This window comes from Haladaptatus cibarius D43, from assembly GCF_000710615.1.
Taxonomy (GTDB): domain Archaea; phylum Halobacteriota; class Halobacteria; order Halobacteriales; family Haladaptataceae; genus Haladaptatus; species Haladaptatus cibarius.
This window is the reverse complement of record NZ_JDTH01000012.1, coordinates 68,495-86,545: the sequence shown is the minus strand read 5'-3', so window position 1 is coordinate 86,545 and position 18,051 is coordinate 68,495. Positions and strand designations below refer to the sequence as shown.

Genomic DNA, 18,051 nt, shown 5'->3' with positions numbered 1-18,051 from the left:
CTGTCCCGCGACTGGACGTGAGCAGCTACACGGTCTTTCCAAAACTGGCCTTCCCGACCGATGAAAATAGGACTACTGAATCCGACGGTTCTCGTCAGACCCGACCCGAAGATACTCGCGCCAAGATTGGCGGCGAACGGCCACGATGTCGTCTTCTACCATCCGAAAAAGGGGCGCGGAAATCCCCCCAAGGGGGAGAACATCACGGTGAAATACTATCCAGCGCGGTTCGTTCCCAAGATTCGGTACACACTTCCGACGCCGGGATTCTACCGGCTATTGCGAGACGACATCCCCACGCTCGACAGGTTCGTCATCGGCGACTACCTCTATCCGGTGTGCTCGATAGGAGCATTGCTCGGCCGACGGTTCGGCGTCGAGACGACCGTCGTCGTGAGTAACCTCGTCGGCATTGAGTGGTTCTACGGCAATCGACTCGTCGATGCGGTGTCGAAACTCTACACGCATTCCGTCGGTCGTGTCACGTTCGCGGCCGCCGATCACATCGTAGGACAAGGCGAGTACGTCCGCGACGGGCTGACCCGGTTCACGTCCGACCGGAAGACGAGCGTGATTCCGACCGGAATCGACCTCGACCACTACGCCCCCGACGCGACGACGGCTGCCGAATTCGACCGGAACGACGCGGTCGAGTTGGTGTACGTCGGCCGTCTCGACCCGGTGAAAGGCGTTCATTACTTGCTGGCGGCGGTCGAGAAGCTTCAGGAACGTGGAAATCGAGAGTACCACCTGACGCTCGTCGGCGACGGAACGAAGCGAGCGGCGTACGAACGAACTGCCGAGAAAGGCGGTATCGACGGGGACGTCACGTTCGCCGGTTATCAGGACGACGTCCGCCCGTTTTTAATCGCCGCGGACATGTTTGTACTGGGATCGCTGGCGGAGGGGCCGCCAGCGGTGATACGGGAAGCTCAAGCCTGTGAGACGCCGGTTGTGAGCACCAACGTCGGTGGCGTCTCCGATTTGGTTCACGGTGGTGTCGTCGTCCCGCCAAACGACCCGAATGCGCTCGCGGACGGAATCGAACAGTTGGCCGGAACAAATCTCGCCGACTGCGGTCGAGTCGCTCGGGAGTTCATGGTCGAGAACTTCGATGTAGAGTCGATGATGGCGGAATACACCGCGCTCATCGCCGACGAGTAGCCGATTACGACGCGAGCGAGAGCAAGTCTTCAGCGCGAGCGACAACGAGGTAACAGAACATTAGCAGTCCCAACAGGAGTATCCATCGGAGACGCGACTGCCACTGAGGACGGACATACGCCGGGGACGTGAGTTCTAACAGCATCAGAAAGCCGACGAACGAGACGATAAAAAACGTCTCGACAGTGAGGACGCCGAGAATCGACAGCAGGGCGGCCGCGACGAGCATCAGTCCACACTGCCCGTAAACGAACTGGCGTCGGTGCGTGACGGACATCGGTATTGAACTCGTCAGAAGTACTTACGTATCTGTCGGCCGCTGGAACGGTTTCGGACGAAAGTCGTCACGAGCGGTGTCGGGCGACTCCGAACGGAACGGCCTAGTCCTGCGATTCTGCCGTCGCTTCGGCTCGCTCTTTGAGTACGTCCGGAACGAAGCGGTCTTCATGAGATTCAATTCGATCCGCATGTCGATTGAGCGACTTCATCACGTCCCGAATACCGTCTTCGAACGTCTGTCGCTGGTCGCCGATGAGCGATAGGTACCGGTCGTTCTCTATCTCCATAGCGTGCGTCTCGTCCTCGTCCCGAGGATTCTCGACGTGCTCGACGGACGTGTCGAAGCCGGACTCTCCGGCCACGTCAGCGATGGTTTCGGCGATTTCGACGATGCTGATTGCTCGCGTCACTTGGTTGTACACCACGAAGTCGTCCGAGCGAGCATCGGCGTCGTCGAGTGCGAGTCGTGCGAGACCTTCGACGGTGTCTTCGAGGCTGGCAAACGGTTTTCGCTGTTCGCCTTTGCCGTACACCGTCAGCGGATACCCGGCGACTGCCTGCGCGCAGAATCGGTGGACGACGGTTCCAAAGTAGTAGTCGAAGTCGAAGCGTGTCTTTAACTCGCTCGACCCTCTGGTCTCCTCGGTTTCGGTTCCGTAGATGATGGCCGTCCGAACGTCGCTAATCGGAATATCGAACTGGGTGTGCGCTAGTCGCAAATTCGCGGCGTCGTGCGATTTCGTGAGGTGGTACCAGCTTCCGGCCATCGCCGGAAACGGCACTTCGTCTCGCTCGCCGCCGTTTACCATCGTCGCGCCGCCTTCCGGAATGGGAAAGTCAGGAGCGCCATAGACGCCGGTCGTCGTCGTCTCGATGAAGTGCGTGTCGGTGAGTCCCTGCTCTTCGAGTCCCCACAGGAGATTTCGGGTCGATTGAAGGTTGTTGTGTTGGGTGTAGTTCGCCCGCTCGCCGTTGATTTGGGAATACGGTGCAGACGGCTGTGCGGCCGTGTGTACGATAACGTCGGGTTCGTGGACGGCGAGGAGTTCCTCGACGGCCGACTGGTCTACCAAATCGGCGCGAACGAACGAGAGGTTCGTCACGTCGAGTTGGTTGTGCGCGGCTTCGACGCGTTCTTCGGGACCAGCAACCGGAACGGCGCTGTGGCACCCGACTTCTTCGACCCACCGTCGTCGTCCGCAGTTGTCCACGCTGATGACGCGCTGGTCAGTTCGGTCGGCGATTCGGAGCGCCGTCGGCCAACCGACGTACCCGTCGCCGCCGGTGACGAGAATCGTCATTGGTGGTCATCCTCCTCATCGTCCGACCTCTCGTTCTCCGCACGTCGGTCGCTCAGATGCTCCCATATTTCGGTGCAACCGCTGCCATCTCCGACGTCGTGGAGATGTTTTGTACCGCGCCGCACTTGGTCGTCTTGACTTTCCATTGGAGTATCGATGCACCATCTGTTGTGACTTCAACATTTCGGGCGTAACGAGAGCTACAACGTCGCAGAAAGCGGGCGACAGGAGTTTAGCCACCGTTTCTGTTTTGCCGACATCGTACAATCCCCACATAACCTTTCATTTATTTCGTCCAACTTCGCTACCTCCTCATCCAATGAGCACAAATCACCGGATTCACCTGGTTTCGCCGCCTACTATCGGTTTCGACTCGACAGCACATGGCGGAAATCGTACTCAGTCTCTCGACCCCTCACCGTCCGATTCATCTGTCGCATTCCCCAAATCGGTCATCTCCTCGTCAATCATGTTCTCCTCGACAACGGCAAGCAGATCGGAAACAGCGGCTGCCGAAATCGGACGTGATGCAAACGCAACGTGCTCATAGCACGCGGTCAAGTCGCTGAGTATCCTGTATTCGCGGTCGCTGATTTCCGACTCGGCCGAATCGCGGAATTCGCGTGGTGTCGCGGATTGGGTAAGGCCGTACTGCCGATCGAGATACTGCCGGAACGCGACGTACCCCGCTTCGACCGCAGACGCGTATTCGTCCATCGAAAGATGGGTTCGAGCGGTGTCGAGAAGATTCGTCTCGGCGTCGAATTCGGCGTCCGCTTCGACCGGTTTTACTCGCTCATCCGGATCTCTCTCGTCGTCCGCGTCGGTCGCGTCGTCTACGTCGCTCACGGCATCAGTGCGACGCGACCGACCGAAAATTAGTCCGACGAGAACGACGAACACAAATAGCACCCCTCCAGTCCACGGAACCGAAATCCAATCGAGGAGGCGCTGGTGACTCGACATCCCCTCGACGACGTCACTCGCCCGCGCGGCGCCGAGATTCGACCCGGATGGTTCGTACACCGCGGTTACCGTGGCTGACTCGCTATCGGCCACGGACGATGGTAGTTCGAACGTCGTCGCGTAACTTCCGTTCTTTCCCGTCGTCGTCTCGGCGACACGAGTTCCGTTCACGCGAAAGACGACGGTGCGCTGTGCCACCGCTGTCCCGTTTCTGGTCGTGAGTCTCCCGCTCGTTTCGACGCGACTCTCGTTCCGCGTCGCGTTGACCGACAACGAGGCGTTCGTCCGCTCGACGGTGACAGTCGTGGATTCGTTCGCGCTCGCCAGTGCTCGTCCCGAGAGCGGCACCGTCGCCCGAAGTTGCTGTTGCCCGGACTGAACGGACATCGGAAGTCGAGTTTGGAGACTGAAAGAACCGTTCGCTCCAGTGGTAGTCGTCCCAATTTGCTCGCCGCCGAGACTGACGGCCACCGGGACGTTCCATGCCTCGATATCGTCGGCACTGACGGTACCCGAAACGACGAATCGCCGGTCGAATGCGGTTCTGTTCGGCGTTCGTGTTAGCGTCACGTTCGGAGTGACCTGCGTCACGTTCAGGTTGACAGTGTCGTTCGCACCGAGATACGCCGACGTGTTCGACGGGCGATATTCGACTGTCACCCGACTGGTGTTCACCGGGAGCGTCGTTGGACGGTACGTAGTACGAAAGCGTCCGTCGAAGCTAGTTCTCGTCCGGATAGTTTGATTTTCGACCATGAGCGTCACGTTCCGGTTCGCTACCGCGGATCCATTCGCCGCGGTCAACGTGCCACTCAACTGCACCGGGTCAAGGAACGAAGCGTTGCGCGACGACGTTGATACGTTTAGCGATGTTCGCTGGAACACCTCGTCCTCAACGGTCGTTTGCGTTTGGGAAACGTTCTGTGAAATGGATGTGACCTGCTGTGACTGCTGGGACAAATTGACCGATGTCGTCTGTGAGACGTTTCGATACGTCGATTTCACCGACGAAGCGGACTGGTTCGTCCGCGCTGACAGTCGGTCGAGTTTCCGCGCATGTTGTCGTGCCCGCTCGATGTTTCCGTTCCGCCTCGCGCGTTGGTATTTTTTGTAGGTTTGACGATACTCTTGCACCGACTCGGCGAACGTTCGCTGGCTCTTTACACCCTGCTGGAACTGCTCGGTGCTGTTGTCGCTGTCGTTCGTTCGCATCGACTGCTGAATCTCGACGTACTGTCCGAGTTGGCGAGAATAGTCGCCACCGACGATGCTCCGTGCTTGCTCGTACTGTCCCCGTTTGAGATGAACGGCGCTGTCGCCAAGTCGCCGCGCGAGTCGGGCTTCGAGCCACCGCTCGACCGCATCGGTATTCCCATCCCGTCGAACCTGTTCCGGATTCTGGTGACGGGGAACAGTTCCGTTGGGCGTCGTCTCGACGGAACCCGACGCGGGGCTGTCAGTCGCCTGTTCGGACGTGGTCGTGGTCTGTCCGATGACTATCGCCGACGACGTAACGATAAGGGCGACAACTATCGCTACAGATACTGTGTGTCTCAGGCAGTTCATGGCTATCGAGCAGTTCGTCTCGACCGTCTTTCGTGACTGTTCGACGGTTCCCCTTCCCTCGTGCGTCTTCGTTTCGACCGCCGCGTGAAGGCGGGATAAGCCAGACCCGTGCTTAAAACTGAAGGTTCGTTGGGGGCAGTAAGACCGGTCTATCGCTGGTTCGGGCCGGAGTAACACTGCCGCGACCGCTCGATCATCGCTCGTAACAGGGATGCCGTCTACGGTGGGCGGGAAAGCGCCACTTACCACCGGAACGATGTGAACGAATTAACTATCCCCATCAGGTGTTCAGAGTGATGTACGCGACTCGTCGTCAGTGGATAGTCGCCGTAACCGCACTCTCGTTCTCCGTGTTAGCAGTCGTCTTCGCCCGGCCGTCACTCGTCTTCGGCACCGTGGGAGTCGCCTGTTGGCTCCTCTACCACTATTACTCGTTCGTAGTAGAGCTCGAACGACTACCGGACGAGCTAACGGTCTCGCAGTCGATTTCACAGCCCTCGATTCCGACAGACGCGCCGCTGTCGGTCACTCTCGACGCGTCACTGGCGCGTCGAACCGCGTTCGAGGTGACGGTCGAATCGCGCCCACCGATTTCCGGTCGTGGAGCAGAGACGGCGAATCGAACCGTGATCTTTGGCGCGGACGAGACGGCGGCAACGACGACGTATTCGGTCGAATTTCCGACCGCCGGAACAGTCTCGTTCGAGGAGTGCGCGGTCGAAGTTACCGACGGCCATGGATTGTTGACGGCGCGGTGGAAACAAGGCGACGAACCGACCGTTACAGTCGAACAGCGAACGCCCGCAAACGTCCACGTCGGACGAGGCGGTAAGCGAACGTACAGCGTCTACGACGACGAAGATGCTGAACGAAACGTCCACGGTCAGCCCACGGTCGAGATACGTGAGTACAAAACCGGCGACAGCCTCCGCCGGATAGATTGGAACGCGACGGCCAGATTCGACTACCCGCACATCCGCGAGTACGAGAACGAACCGGATCGCCGGGTCGCAATATTCATCGACCATCGTCCGTCGGTAGGAAGCGGTCGCCCCGGCGAAACGCAGTTCGCGTACCTCAGGGAGGCCGCACTCGCGCTCGTCGCCGAAGCCCACGAACGCTCGGATGCGGTTGGACTGTTCGCCGTGGGCTCCGACGGCGTCACCGTCAGTCGTTCGTTTCGCTCGACGCCGGAGCAATACGCGGCGGTTCGGAAGGCGCTCTACTCGCTCGATGTGGACGACGGCGCTTCCCCCAGTGTCGAGTGCCGTTCGACCGACGACACGTCTCGCGGACAGCGAACACTACCGGACGACGGATCTCTGTTCGCGGCACGAATCCGACCGTATCTTCTGACTCGGGGCGATACGACCTCCGCGGCGGACGACCCTCTGTTCAAGGCCGTCCGTTCCCACGTCGAACGCCACTCCGAAGACGTGTACGTCGCGTTGTTCACGTCGGATGTGCACCGAACAGAGGTTCGAAACTGCGTCCAGTATACGAGTTGGCGGGCGAGGCAGACGAACGCGTTTCTCGCGCCGACCGTTCTCTTCGACCCAGACGGCCTCTCCACGCTCGATGAAACCTACTCGGAGTACGTCTCATTCGAGCGATTCCGACGGACGCTCGGTTCGTATCCGCAAACTTCGGCGTTCGAAGTCGGGCCGGGCGACCGAATCGAAACCATCCTCACGTCCGTCCGGCAGGTGCGTGCGTAAATGCTCGAACCGAGCGTTCGAACACGACTGGGTGGAGTCGCCGTCGTCACGACCGCGGTCGCGCTGGCTATCGGCCAGCGCGGGCCGGGAGTTTTCGCTGGTATCGCGCTCCTCGCGCTTTGGCTCTTCGTGCCAGCGGCCTACGTTTTCGTCGGTGGACAGCTCGCAGTCATCGCGCTCACGTCGCCATCAGCACTGGATTGGACGCTTCTGGTGGCCGAAATCGGATTGGCCGTCGCACTGCTGGCACCGTCGATTCAAACCGCAGAAAATCGACGCCAACTGAGCGTCGTAATCGCCACCGGAGGGTGCATTGCGGTCACATGGTTCGGACTCCGCGAGTTCGGGACGATAGTCGTCGCGGCGACCGTCGTCGCGGTTGCCGCCGTCGCGGCCACGGCGTTTACCCGATACGGTCGCGTGTTGATTCGAGGTGGCGTGCAATGAGTAGCGATACGACCCACTCGGATTCGACCGAGAGTTTCGAGTCGGTTCCGAACGAGCAAGTCCAAATGGCGGCTGAAGTCGAGACGCTTCGGGAAGAGAATGCGAAGCTTCGCCGCGAGTACGCTCGCGCCCGACGGGTCAGGAATCGGAACGCCGCAGTCGGTCTGGCGGTCGTCGGCGTCGTCGCGGTTCTCGGTGCGGTACTCCTCCTCTCCGTTCGGACGATTCTACTCGTTCTCGGTGCGACCGGACTGTTCACCGCGACGTTGGTCTATTACCTCGAACCGACGCGCGTTCTCCCCGTGAACATCAGCGAGGCTGTCTACGATACGCTCGCGGCCAACGAGTCCGCGCTCGTCGCGGAATTAGGGTTGGACGGCAAGTCGAGATACTACCCAACGGACGAACCGGGCACGTCGTCGGTCGTGCTATTCGTCACGCGGGAAACCGACGAAAGTCCATCGCGTCCGCAAACCGAGTCGCTTCTCGTGATTTCGAACGAGACAAACGCACACGGCGTGGCGTTGCAACCGAGCGGCGTCCCACTCCTCAACGCGTTTCGGAAGTCAGTGTCCAGCGACCTCGGCGAAACGCCGACCGACCTCGCGGAACAGCTGTCGGAGGCGGCCGAAACACTCGGCATCGTCGATGCGGTGTCTTTCACACTCGACACCAAGTCGAACAGCCTCACCGTCGGCGTCTCCGAACCGGTGTACGGCGACCTGACGCAGTTCGACCATCCCGTCGTCTCGTTCTTTGCAGTCGGACTCGCGGCTAGGCTCGACGAACCGGTTTGTATCGAGAGCGTCGAGTCGGCCGACCGCGCCGACGCGGCGGTCAACTACCGATGGGGTGCATAATCAGCCCCACTCGTCCCCGCCGTCGCCGTCCGGGATTGGCGTCAGTTCGTCCGCCGTCGTTCCCGGCGACTCCGTCGTTTCTTCGATAGCAGTGAGTACGTCGTCTACCGACGTTTCACGCAACTCCGCGTCGGCGTCGAGAACCAATCGATGAGTGAGAATCGAACGGAGATGGAACTTCACGTCGTCGGGAAGCACGTAGGAGCGACCGTGAATCGACGCTCGTGCCTTTGCCGTCTGCAGGAACGCGATGGAGGCACGGGGAGAGCCGCCATACTCGACCGCTTCGTGCATCCGCGCTGCTTCGACAAGGCGGAGAATATACGACTTCACGGCTGGTGCGACGTAGACCGTTGTAACCTCACGCCGTGCCTTGTTTATCATCTCAGTCGTGGCGACCTGCTCGATGTCGTCCGAACTGAGATTCGGATTCTCGTCGATTCGGTCGAGAAGTTCCCCCTCCTCGGACTCAGTTGGCAGTTCGACGATGACCTTCTGTTGAAATCGGTCTCGTTGTGCCTCGGGTAGCTGATACGTTCCTTCCATGTCGATGGGGTTCTGCGTGGCGATAACCATGAATGGGTCGGGGAGGTCGAGCGTCTTGCCGTCAATGGTGACACCGTTTTCCTCCATCGCTTCGAGGAACGCGCTCTGGGTCTTCGGCGTCGCGCGGTTGACTTCATCGGCGACGACGAGGTTGGCGAAGATAGACCCCTTTTGGAGCGTGAATTCCCCGGTGTTCTCTCGGTAGACGCGCGTCCCGGTCACGTCGGCCGGAAGGAGGTCGGGCGTCATCTGGATGCGGTTGTGCGAGAGACCGGTCGCCTGTGCGAAGAGGTTCGCGACGGTCGTCTTTGCGATTCCGGGAACACCTTCGAGCAGGACGTGTCCGTCGGTCAATAAGGAGACGGTGAGATGTTCGATGAGCGACTCCTTCCCGATAAGCACGTGGCTGATTTCATCTCGAATCAATTGGTACAGCGTTTCGGCGTCAGTCATCGGTTTCACCGTCCTTGCGTCCGGAACGCACATCATCGACGATGCGTTCGATGCGGCTCCGTGACCACGACGGATACCGGCGTTTGATGGCGGTCACTATCGCGTCGTCGTCTATCGAAACGGTCGCGTCGTCGGTCGTGAAACCGACTCGCTCCGCAAACCGACAGGTTGCCGCCGAAACCGTCTCGGTATGGCGAGCCCCGAAGACGACAGCGGCAAGCGCGCCGACGACCGCGAGTTGTACAGCGAGCGACCGGCGGACGACGATGAGGGCGAGCGCGAGTGGCGGCGGTTCCTTGGCGTAGGTTTCGTCGAAGAAGACGCGGTCGTGGGCGGTTATCAGTCCACGGAGGAACTGTTCGTTCCCCGGACTGGACAGCATCGAATTGACCGCCATGCTGGGGTCGCCCACGACGACGACGCGGCCGTCACTGACGTTCTCGACCGTCGCCACCGGATAGCTGTCGAGTTGTTCGTTCCCGTCCAGCGAGTGATTCGAGTTCGCGTCGAGATAGCTAAAATTCGACGTCGAGACGAGGGGCGTGGCATCGTTCGGTTCGACGGCGGTTCCGTAGTTGAAGGTCAACCGCTCAATGTTCGCGGTGAGCGGATGGTCGGAGACGTTTTGTGCGATTGGCATGGCTGGTGAGTGGTAGTTATATCGTTCGTCCCGAAGCGTGGTGCCGTCGATGCGGGCGTCAGCTCCGAGCGATGCGAGCAGTTGGTTGCTTCCGTTTCCGCGGTCGTCCATCACAACGACGGTACCACCGCGATGGACGAACTGCCGTAGCGCCGAGGAGTCGCTCTGTGACGCGTCCGGAGCGATGACGAACACGACGGTGTCGTTCGCCGGAATCGAGCGATACGTCGCCGGTTCGAGGACGACGTTCGACTTCGTGCCGTCCTCGTCCCCCCACCCGCGAAGGGTGGACGTTCCGTCCCACGTGGGGTTGTAGCCGCTGAAATCGGTGGTCGAGACGACGCTTCCGACACTCATCGTCACGAATACCAGCGTCGAGAGAACAAACAGGAAAACGACTGGTGTCCGAACCGAGTCGAATCCGGTCACTGTCGGCCCTCGGCGTCTGGAGGCGACAGTCCTGCGAATGTCGTCCGCTGCCGTCGTCTGCTTCGATTAAATGTGGGTATTCTTTTCCCTGCATCCCGCGACCCGAGACGCAAGCGCGCTACAGTCATCATCAGTCATGCAACGATGTCCTTTACAAATCTGTCGGCGGAGATGATTGTTTATTTCGATAGGATTCGGTCGATTGCGGTCGAAATCCGACGCAGACTAGCAAACCTCATCTTACTGGTGTAAATACAAGGACGACGAGCCAACAATAGGAATTACTGAAATTCAGACTTCTCAACTAGTCTCTAGTCGGGAATTTCAACCGATGAATTCAATTTCCGAGAGACACAACGATTTAAACGACGTTTAATCGCGCCATCGCATCATTATAAGTTATGCAATTCTTGATTCTGAGCCGGGCAGTGGAACCGAGAATGCCTTTTTGGCGAATCGTTCTTGCGGCTTCTGCCGTATCTTTATATCCAGGTTACGGTTACACCCCCTGAGTAGACATATTGGTGTCCTATACTTTTTTTCAAAGATCTACCAACGGTCTATATTAGAGTAAAAGAATTCACTAAATAACAAAGACGGGTACCGGCATAGCAAAGGGGTGTCATCCATGATAGTTCGGCCACGTCAGAAAGTCTGCCGATTACAGAGTAGGTGGGGACGCCACCGAACACCGAGAGACGGAAAAACGCAAACAGCTCGGAACAATAAATTCGGAGCGGCGAGCGAAACTTCGTACACTGCCAGCAGGGGGAACTGAATAGGCCATGTGTGGCATCATCGGCTGCATCGACAGAGACGACATCGTGCCAACGCTCCTGTCGGGGCTGTCGAAACTGGAGTATCGCGGCTATGACTCGGCAGGAATCGCCGTCGCCAACTCGGGCGTACGAGTCGTCAAGCGCGAGGGCGAACTCAACGAACTCGTCCAGCGGATCGAGTCGGAACCAGAACTCGACGGTATCTCCGGAATCGGACACACTCGGTGGAGTACGCACGGGCGGCCGTCGGACGAGAACGCACATCCGCACACGGACTGTTCAAGTCGGGTCGCCGTCGTCCACAACGGTATCATCGAGAACTATCAGTCACTCCGCACCGAACTCCAGTCGCTTGGCCACGAGTTCGAGAGCGATACGGACACGGAGGTTGTTCCACATATCATCGGCCACGAACTCGACGCCGGTTCGTCGCCGAGAACCGCGTTCTACGAAGCGGTCGAGAAACTGGAGGGGAGCTACGCTATCGCGGCGGTGTTCGAGGGCCACGACGAAGTGATGGCCGCTCGACAAGGCTCCTCGCTCGTCCTCGGCGTCGGCGACGATGCGACGTACGTGGCGAGCGACATCACCGCGCTGGTAGACCGTACAGACAGCGTCGTTCATATGGACGACGGCGAGTTCGCGTTTCTCTCGACCGACGGACACGAAATCGTGGATGAGAACGACGAACGGCAGTCGAAAACGCAGACCACTATCGAGTGGGACGCAGAAGCGGTCGCAAAAGGGGAGCACGACCACTACATGCTGAAGGAAATCCACGAGCAACCGGCCGCACTCCGGGAGTGTCTCCGTGACCGTTCGACTACGGGCCAGTTCGTTACGGCGGACGTTTTCAACGACGACCATCTCGGCCCGATTCACTTCGTCGCGTGCGGAACCAGCTATCACGCGGCGCTCTACGGAGCACGGCTCCTGCGAGAACGAGGGGTTCCGGCGCAGGCGTTTCTGGCGAGCGAGTACGCGACGGCACCGCCCCCGATTCGAGATTCGACGCTCGTTGTCGGCGTCACACAGAGCGGCGAGACGGCGGACACGCTCGCCGCCCTCCGAGCGGCCGACGAGCGGGATGCACAGACGCTCGCACTGACGAACGTCGTCGGAAGCACGGCAGCCCGGGAGTGCGACGATGTGCTCTACATCCGATCGGGGCCGGAGATAAGCGTCGCCGCGACCAAAACGTTCGCGAGCCAACTCGTCATGCTCACGCTGTTGGCCCACCAGACGTCGTTGGAGAGCGGAATCGGCAATGCCGATCGCCTGCTTTCAGCGCTCAACGAGCTGTCGGGACAGATTCAACAAGTTCTCGATACAACCAACGCGATGCCCACGGCTCGCCGTCTTGCGAACAGTTCGGGGTACTTTTTCATCGGACGCGGATTGCAGTACCCCGTCGCGCTGGAGGGTGCGCTGAAGATGAAAGAGATCACCTACGAACACGCCGAGGGATTCGCCGCGGGCGAACTCAAACACGGACCGTTGGCGTTGGTGACCGAGGAGACGCCCGTTTTCGTCTCGGCCATCGGAGACGACGAGACGGTTCAGAAGACGATTTCCAACGCGAAAGAGGTGAGCGCGCGCGGCGCGCCCGTCGTCGCGGTCACGGACGGAACGACGTCCATCGAACGCTTTGCGGACGTAGCGCTTCGGGTACCGGAGACGCATCGAATGCTCGCGCCGATACTCGTGAACGTGCAGTACCAACTGCTCGCGTACTACACGGCCCGGTATCTCGGACGTTCCATCGACAAACCGCGAAATCTCGCCAAGAGTGTCACCGTCAAGTGACACCGAACGAGCATCGTGGCGGCGTTCGGTTGCGCTCGACGCGACACCTCTGTCGCGACTCGTCGCCGAACGAGCAGCAGCAGCCCACACCGCGTTCCGACGACGCTCGCTTCATCCGGCGTAATGACTTCGAACGGCGTACTCGGTGCAATATGGTCATCTCGGAACGCGTAGCGATAGGAGTCAGTCGTCTCCTATGACGCGAACCTACCGCCGACCCTTGCTCACACGATGGTCGCGGCGCGACCGTCTCACGATTCTCGTCGTCGCCGTTGTCGTCGCACTTCTCGTCGGCACCACGTTGCTGTTGCTCTCCGTCGGCACCGAGGCCGAATCGGTTTCGAACCAGTTTTCGGACTCAATGACGGTGAGACACTTCGACTCGGTCGCGACTGCACGGAACCACACGAGCCAATCCTCCATTCTGCTCCCGACTGCGACTGACTCGCGAAACGGTACCGACCACCTCCTAATCGGGGTTCCACCGGACGCGCCGAGGGTACTCTCTAACTACTCTGTCGCGTGGCGGACGGCCCGTCTCCCGCCGCCGCCCGAGACGGGGGTCAAGGGGGCAGTGGAGCAGCCGACGACGCATCGGTTCGAAACCGACGACGGGAGCGTTCGTCTTCGCGTGTCGCCCTACACCGGCGACTCAGCATTCCCCCGCTCGTGGTACGTCGGCACCCCATCAACTGTCCGCGACACGGGCGGTTCGGGTGCATTCGTCATCGAGCGTGCATCCGGAAACGGGTTTGACCGGCTCGGAGACGACGGCACTGCGACTCCCTCGCTGTTCCTGTACTTCCTCGCAGGTGTCCGGGAGGTGCTTCGGGTGTTGACCGGGGTGACGATACTCGCGGGTGTTCTCGTCCTCGTCGTCCTCTACAACGTGACGCGGATGAGCGTTCGCGAGCGGACAACGGCCATCCGCGTCGTCCGTACGACCGGCGGCACGCCGAGACAGGTTCTTACCCTGTTCAGCGCTCGAGCGGGGTTGCTCACCTTCACGGGCGTCTTGCTCGGGTACGCGGGCGGCGTCATCGTCACGCGCCTCGCCGTCAACGTCGCGGTCTACGCAGGCGTCCCGCTCTCGCTCGCGCCGCACGTCACGACCATGTCACTCATGGTTTTACTCCCGATGTTCGTCTGCGTCACAGTCGTCGGCCTGTTAGCTGGCATTCTGGCCGCGTGGCCAGCGGTGTCGAAATCGCCCGCATCGCTGACAACGATTCATTCGCCGAAATCACGACGTACCGCTGATTCTGGGTCGTTCCGAGCGCGTTCCGGCACGGCGCTGTTGCGGTGGCGGGCACTCGTTCCGACCGCGACCACCTTGGCCGTGTTCGCACTCATTATCCTCCTCTCGGGGTCGCTGGCGACCGCATTGACGCCGCTTGCTACCCCTTCGAGCGGAACCGTTTCCGAATCGGACGCTCCCTATCCGATGGCGAGTCGAATCGACGCCGACTACGCGTCGGCGCTCCGCTCGCAGGGACTCGCGGCGAGTCCGGAAATTATCGTTCCACAGCTTCGAGATGGACAGCCATACTTGGTACGCGGGGGGAACTTCTCCTCGTTCCGCGCCGTCTCCGACGCACGACTCGTCACCGGGCACGCCCCGCGTACCAAGTACGATGCGGTCGTTGGCCGCGACCTCGCACGGACGCTCGACATCGGCATTGGCGACTCGGTCACACTAGGCGGCGCGTCGTCGCCCGCAACCACCCGGGTTCGCATCGTCGGTACGTTCGAGGCACCGGGCGTCCTCGACGACCAGTTGGTCATTCCGCTCTCGACCGCACACGACCTCTCGACGAATCCGGGAACCGTTCAGTTCATCAGAACTTCAGGCGGCACGCCGAACCTCACCGGCGGCGATACTGGCATCGGCGTGACCGGCGTGGACGCGCCGTCGGCCGCATCGGTCGGCGATCCGTTCACCGTGCGATTAGACGTTCACAACTTCGAGGACAGCGCCGAGAAACGGCAGTTCACCGTCCGCCTCGCCGGGGAATCGAAGTCCTTCGTCGCGTCGCCGGCGGCGGGCGGGAGTTCGAGCGTGACGCTAAACCTCACCGTCGAAAAACCGGGGAACCACATGCTCCGCATCGGGTCGCGGGCGAAGCGAATCACCGTCTATCGCCAGCCGCCGCTGTCGCTCGACACCGTGCCGAATCGCGGGCCACCGGGAGCGCAGATGCTCGTCCCTGTGGTAACACAGAACGGCAAACCGGTGGCAGGTGCGACCGTCGAACTCGCGGGAACAACGCGGACAACGAACGAGGACGGCGTCGCAACCGTCGGGCTCCCGAACCGGACAGGGAATTACACGCTGACCGCTTCGAAGGGGAAGCGAGCGAACACAACGCACGTTTCGGTCGAGTCGGGGACGTCACTCCCGTTCGGCGGACAGGTTCGCGTGACGCCGAATCCCGCCAGTGTGTACGCTCGTCCGACCGCCGACGTGACGCTCGTCAATCCATGGGAGAGAACGCTGACGAGACGGGTTTCCGTCGTCACGTCGGGGAAGACCGTAACGCGAACCGTGACGCTCCCTCCGCACCAAATCGAATCGACGACGGTCGAACTCGCGTCTGACTCGCAGTCTGGCAAGCTTCCACCCGGCAAACATGCCGTCCGTCTCGTTTCAGACGGCGATGCTCTCGCCACAGACCAGTATCGCATTATCGGCGACGAACGCGTCTACTCGACCATCGCCCGCGACAGCGACTTCTCGAAGGGATCGGGAATCGGGCACGCCGTTCGGAGCGTGTTTGGCGACCTACAGACGTTGCTCGTTTCGATGGCGGTTCTCGCCGGTCTGACCACGGTCGGAAGCACGGCGGCGACGTTCGCACAGAGCGTCCACGCGAGACGGCGGGCCGTGGCGATTCATCGCGCCACCGGTGCCACTCGGCGACAGATACTCTGTCTCGTCCTCGCCGACGTGTGGCGGATTGCGGTCGTGTCTATTGTCGTCGGAATCGTGGCGGCCCTCCTTGTCGGACTGGCGCTCGAAGCGCTCGGTCTCTCGACCGTGTTCGGCGTTCAGTTGTCGATTACGGCATCGGTTCGGATACTCGCTACGGTAGCCCTCGGATCGTTCCTTCTCGCTACCGTCAGCGCGCTGGTGGTGACGATTCCGTTTCTCCTCGCCGATCCGGCCGACCCATGATTACACGTGTGGTTTCTCGAGAAACAAATCGCCGCATCACATTTGTACCCACGGGTCGCACACCGTTTCGAATGACCGAGACGATACTCGAAGCGGACGCCGTCGGCGTGACCCGAGGCGAGACCGAAATCTTGCGCGACGTCTCGCTTCGCGTGCCGGAGGACGCCAAAATCCTCGTACAGGGATCGAGCGGCGCGGGGAAGACGACCCTATTCAACCTCCTAGGGCTACTGGCGACGCCGTCGCAGGGGACGGTTCGTGTGAACGGAACGGACGCTCAGCAGCTCTCGGAGCGGCGGCGCGCCCACCTTCGGCGGGAACACATCGGCTTCATCTTTCAGGATTTCCAGCTCATCGCTGACCTCACGGCATGGGAAAACGCCGCACTCCCGCAAGACCACGCGGGTGAGCGCGACGAGGAATGGCTCGAAACGCTGTTCGAGAGCCTCGAACTCGGCGCTGTTAAAGAGCAGTATCCGGCGACGCTTTCGGGCGGCGAGAAACAACGCGTCGCAACCGCCCGGGCGCTGGCGAATCGGCCGGGGGTGTTGCTGGCAGACGAACCGACGGGACAACTCGATCCGAAGACGACCGAACAGGTGCTCGACCTCGTTTTGGAACTACGCGCCACCACCGAAACCGCGCTCGTGACGATAAGTCACGACCCGCAACTGCGCAGTCTGTTCGAGCAAGTGGTTCGAATCGAGGACGGAACCCTACGGACGGTCGAATAACAGGAAGTCCGACGGGCGACGGTTCACGCCGGTAGCCGATTAAATCCGTAGCTTGACACCGTCGAAAAAAGTTTGTCGGCCGCTAATCATTTCTCTTCTTGACGGATAACAATATGTCAAATCATCCACAATACACATTATCGTGGCGAGCGTCGACCCAACGGAATGAGCCCCGCCTCTCGTCTGCGCCAAGCCGCCGGTTCGTCCATCGACCTACTTTTCGTGTGCGGGTTTTCTGTTCTCGCGGTCGTCGCACCATTCACGCCGCTACTGCGCGAAGAGCCAATTCGGCCCCTCGTGACGCTTCCACTGCTCTGCTTTTTGCCTGGCTACGCCGTCGTCGCGGCCCTGTTTCCGACGGACGGTGGTGGAACTACTCTCCGACGTGATGTCGTCGAAGAGCAATTGGGCGGATTGGAACGGTTCGTGTTCGCCGTCGGAACCAGCGTTCTCGTCGTCGCGGGCATTGCGCTGGCACTGACGCAGGTCGGGATCGGTATCTGGGCGACCCCGGTAGCGGTCGCAGTGAGCACCTGCACCGTCATCGCCGCAGCAATCGCCGCAGTTCGACGTCGAAGGGTCGCCGACCGCTCAGAAGACGAATCTGGTTGGTTCTCGCCGCGCGATTGGGTAGCGGGTATCCGGCGTCCTGAGCCGGATTCGGGAACGCGTCTCGACCGACGCTTAAACGTCGTCCTCGTCGTCCTCATCCTCGCGTCGGTCGGAAGTATTGGCTTCGCGCTCGCCGGGCTCGACGAGACGGAGTCGTATACGGAACTGTCGCTCCTTGACGCAAACGGGTCGGCGGCAGGCCCGGCAGACGGACAGACGGTCGCGGCGGGCGACGGTTCACGGCGACTGTTCGTCGGCATCGAGAACCACGAGAACCGTCGCGTCCAGTACACCGTCGTCGTCCAACAACAGCAGGTCGCGGCAGACGACCCGACGACAGTCCGAAACCGAACGTCCCTCGACCGATTGCACACGTCCCTCGTCGACGGCGAACGAACGCGACTCGACTACTCGGTTCCGTCTTCCGTCACCGGACGGAATCACCGACTCGCGTTCCTGCTCTACGAGGGCGACGTGCCATCAACGCCGACGATGCAGAACGCAGAACAGGAAACGCATCTGTGGGTCACGCCGTCGAACAAATCGGGACACCGCCAGCAGGAGCGAGCGTAAGCC

14 protein-coding genes are annotated in these 18,051 nt (G+C 60.7%); 8 read left to right on the top strand and 6 right to left on the bottom strand.

All coding sequences use genetic code 11. The features are described 5' to 3' along the window. Positions 1 to 60: 60 nt before the first annotated feature. The gene (locus tag HL45_RS19295; RefSeq protein WP_049972847.1) at positions 61 to 1,164 is read left to right on the top strand and encodes a glycosyltransferase family 4 protein; all 1,104 of its coding nucleotides are present in this window, start codon (positions 61 to 63) and stop codon (positions 1,162 to 1,164) included. Between the two features lie 4 nt (positions 1,165 to 1,168). Here the strand turns inward: HL45_RS19295 and HL45_RS19290 are convergent, their stop codons facing one another. The 4 genes from HL45_RS19290 to HL45_RS19280 form a co-directional block, all read right to left on the bottom strand. Next, positions 1,169 to 1,441 carry a hypothetical protein gene (locus HL45_RS19290; protein ID WP_049972846.1) on the bottom strand — a complete coding sequence of 91 codons (273 nt, stop codon included), beginning with the start codon at positions 1,439 to 1,441 and terminating at the stop codon, positions 1,169 to 1,171. A 103-nt stretch (positions 1,442 to 1,544) separates the two neighbouring features. Then, entirely contained in the window at positions 1,545 to 2,744 is a 1,200-nt protein-coding gene (locus HL45_RS19285) for an NAD-dependent epimerase/dehydratase family protein (protein ID WP_049972845.1), read from the bottom strand. Next, entirely contained in the window at positions 2,741 to 2,890 is a 150-nt protein-coding gene (locus HL45_RS21345) for a hypothetical protein (protein WP_162833899.1), read from the bottom strand. Before HL45_RS21345 ends, HL45_RS19285 begins: the two co-directional genes overlap by 4 nt. Before the next feature lie 253 nt (positions 2,891 to 3,143). After that, positions 3,144 to 5,276, bottom strand: coding sequence for a carboxypeptidase-like regulatory domain-containing protein (locus HL45_RS19280; protein ID WP_049972844.1), 2,133 nt, complete (start codon positions 5,274 to 5,276; stop codon positions 3,144 to 3,146). Positions 5,277 to 5,572: 296 nt separating this feature from the next. Between HL45_RS19280 and HL45_RS19275 the strand changes: the two genes are divergently transcribed. From HL45_RS19275 to HL45_RS19265, 3 genes are read left to right on the top strand one after another with little or no spacing between them, the layout of a single operon-like run. After that, positions 5,573 to 6,994, top strand: coding sequence for a DUF58 domain-containing protein (locus tag HL45_RS19275; RefSeq protein WP_049972843.1), 1,422 nt, complete (start codon positions 5,573 to 5,575; stop codon positions 6,992 to 6,994). Further along, positions 6,995 to 7,441 (top strand): hypothetical protein, encoded by a 447-nt coding sequence (locus tag HL45_RS19270; RefSeq protein WP_049972842.1) that lies wholly within the window; start codon positions 6,995 to 6,997, stop codon positions 7,439 to 7,441. After that, the gene (locus HL45_RS19265; RefSeq protein WP_049972841.1) at positions 7,438 to 8,301 is read left to right on the top strand and encodes a hypothetical protein; all 864 of its coding nucleotides are present in this window, start codon (positions 7,438 to 7,440) and stop codon (positions 8,299 to 8,301) included. Before HL45_RS19270 ends, HL45_RS19265 begins: the two co-directional genes overlap by 4 nt. Here the strand turns inward: HL45_RS19265 and HL45_RS19260 are convergent, their stop codons facing one another. Together HL45_RS19260 and HL45_RS19255 are read right to left on the bottom strand one after the other, a co-directional pair. Continuing rightward, positions 8,302 to 9,300: an AAA family ATPase gene (locus HL45_RS19260; RefSeq protein WP_049972840.1), complete on the bottom strand. Its 999-nt coding sequence runs from the start codon at positions 9,298 to 9,300 to the stop codon at positions 8,302 to 8,304. Continuing rightward, the gene (locus HL45_RS19255) at positions 9,293 to 10,369 is read right to left on the bottom strand and encodes a DUF4350 domain-containing protein (RefSeq protein ID WP_233274862.1); all 1,077 of its coding nucleotides are present in this window, start codon (positions 10,367 to 10,369) and stop codon (positions 9,293 to 9,295) included. The genes HL45_RS19260 and HL45_RS19255 overlap by 8 nt, the downstream gene beginning before the upstream one ends. A gap of 785 nt (positions 10,370 to 11,154) precedes the next feature. Between HL45_RS19255 and glmS the strand changes: the two genes are divergently transcribed. The 4 genes from glmS to HL45_RS19235 all read left to right on the top strand — a co-directional run bounded on the left by glmS (position 11,155) and on the right by HL45_RS19235 (position 18,048). Next, positions 11,155 to 12,954 (top strand): glutamine--fructose-6-phosphate transaminase (isomerizing), encoded by a 1,800-nt coding sequence (gene glmS, locus HL45_RS19250; RefSeq protein ID WP_049972839.1) that lies wholly within the window; start codon positions 11,155 to 11,157, stop codon positions 12,952 to 12,954. A 196-nt stretch (positions 12,955 to 13,150) separates the two neighbouring features. Further along, entirely contained in the window at positions 13,151 to 16,129 is a 2,979-nt protein-coding gene (locus HL45_RS19245) for an ABC transporter permease (RefSeq protein WP_049972838.1), read from the top strand. A gap of 71 nt (positions 16,130 to 16,200) precedes the next feature. Beyond that, positions 16,201 to 16,863 carry an ABC transporter ATP-binding protein gene (locus tag HL45_RS19240; protein WP_049972837.1) on the top strand — a complete coding sequence of 221 codons (663 nt, stop codon included), beginning with the start codon at positions 16,201 to 16,203 and terminating at the stop codon, positions 16,861 to 16,863. Positions 16,864 to 17,028: 165 nt separating this feature from the next. After that, entirely contained in the window at positions 17,029 to 18,048 is a 1,020-nt protein-coding gene (locus HL45_RS19235; RefSeq protein ID WP_049972836.1) for a DUF1616 domain-containing protein, read from the top strand. The last annotated feature ends 3 nt before the right edge of the window (positions 18,049 to 18,051 follow it).

Excerpts from the sequence above, each read along its gene's own strand:
- HL45_RS19270 (WP_049972842.1), top strand. The coding sequence starts at position 6,995 with ATGCTCGAACCGAGCGTTCGAACACGACTGGGTGGAGTCGCCGTCGTC.
- HL45_RS19240 (WP_049972837.1), top strand. The coding sequence starts at position 16,201 with ATGACCGAGACGATACTCGAAGCGGACGCCGTCGGCGTGACCCGAGGC.
- HL45_RS19265 (WP_049972841.1), top strand. The coding sequence starts at position 7,438 with ATGAGTAGCGATACGACCCACTCGGATTCGACCGAGAGTTTCGAGTCG.
- HL45_RS19245 (WP_049972838.1), top strand. The coding sequence starts at position 13,151 with ATGACGCGAACCTACCGCCGACCCTTGCTCACACGATGGTCGCGGCGC.
- HL45_RS19275 (WP_049972843.1), top strand. The coding sequence starts at position 5,573 with ATGTACGCGACTCGTCGTCAGTGGATAGTCGCCGTAACCGCACTCTCG.
- HL45_RS19285 (WP_049972845.1), bottom strand. The coding sequence starts at position 2,744 with ATGACGATTCTCGTCACCGGCGGCGACGGGTACGTCGGTTGGCCGACG.
- HL45_RS19235 (WP_049972836.1), top strand. The coding sequence starts at position 17,029 with ATGAGCCCCGCCTCTCGTCTGCGCCAAGCCGCCGGTTCGTCCATCGAC.
- HL45_RS19295 (WP_049972847.1), top strand. The coding sequence starts at position 61 with ATGAAAATAGGACTACTGAATCCGACGGTTCTCGTCAGACCCGACCCG.
- HL45_RS19290 (WP_049972846.1), bottom strand. The coding sequence starts at position 1,441 with ATGTCCGTCACGCACCGACGCCAGTTCGTTTACGGGCAGTGTGGACTG.
- HL45_RS21345 (WP_162833899.1), bottom strand. The coding sequence starts at position 2,890 with ATGGAAAGTCAAGACGACCAAGTGCGGCGCGGTACAAAACATCTCCAC.
- HL45_RS19280 (WP_049972844.1), bottom strand. The coding sequence starts at position 5,276 with ATGAACTGCCTGAGACACACAGTATCTGTAGCGATAGTTGTCGCCCTT.
- HL45_RS19260 (WP_049972840.1), bottom strand. The coding sequence starts at position 9,300 with ATGACTGACGCCGAAACGCTGTACCAATTGATTCGAGATGAAATCAGC.
- glmS (WP_049972839.1), top strand. The coding sequence starts at position 11,155 with ATGTGTGGCATCATCGGCTGCATCGACAGAGACGACATCGTGCCAACG.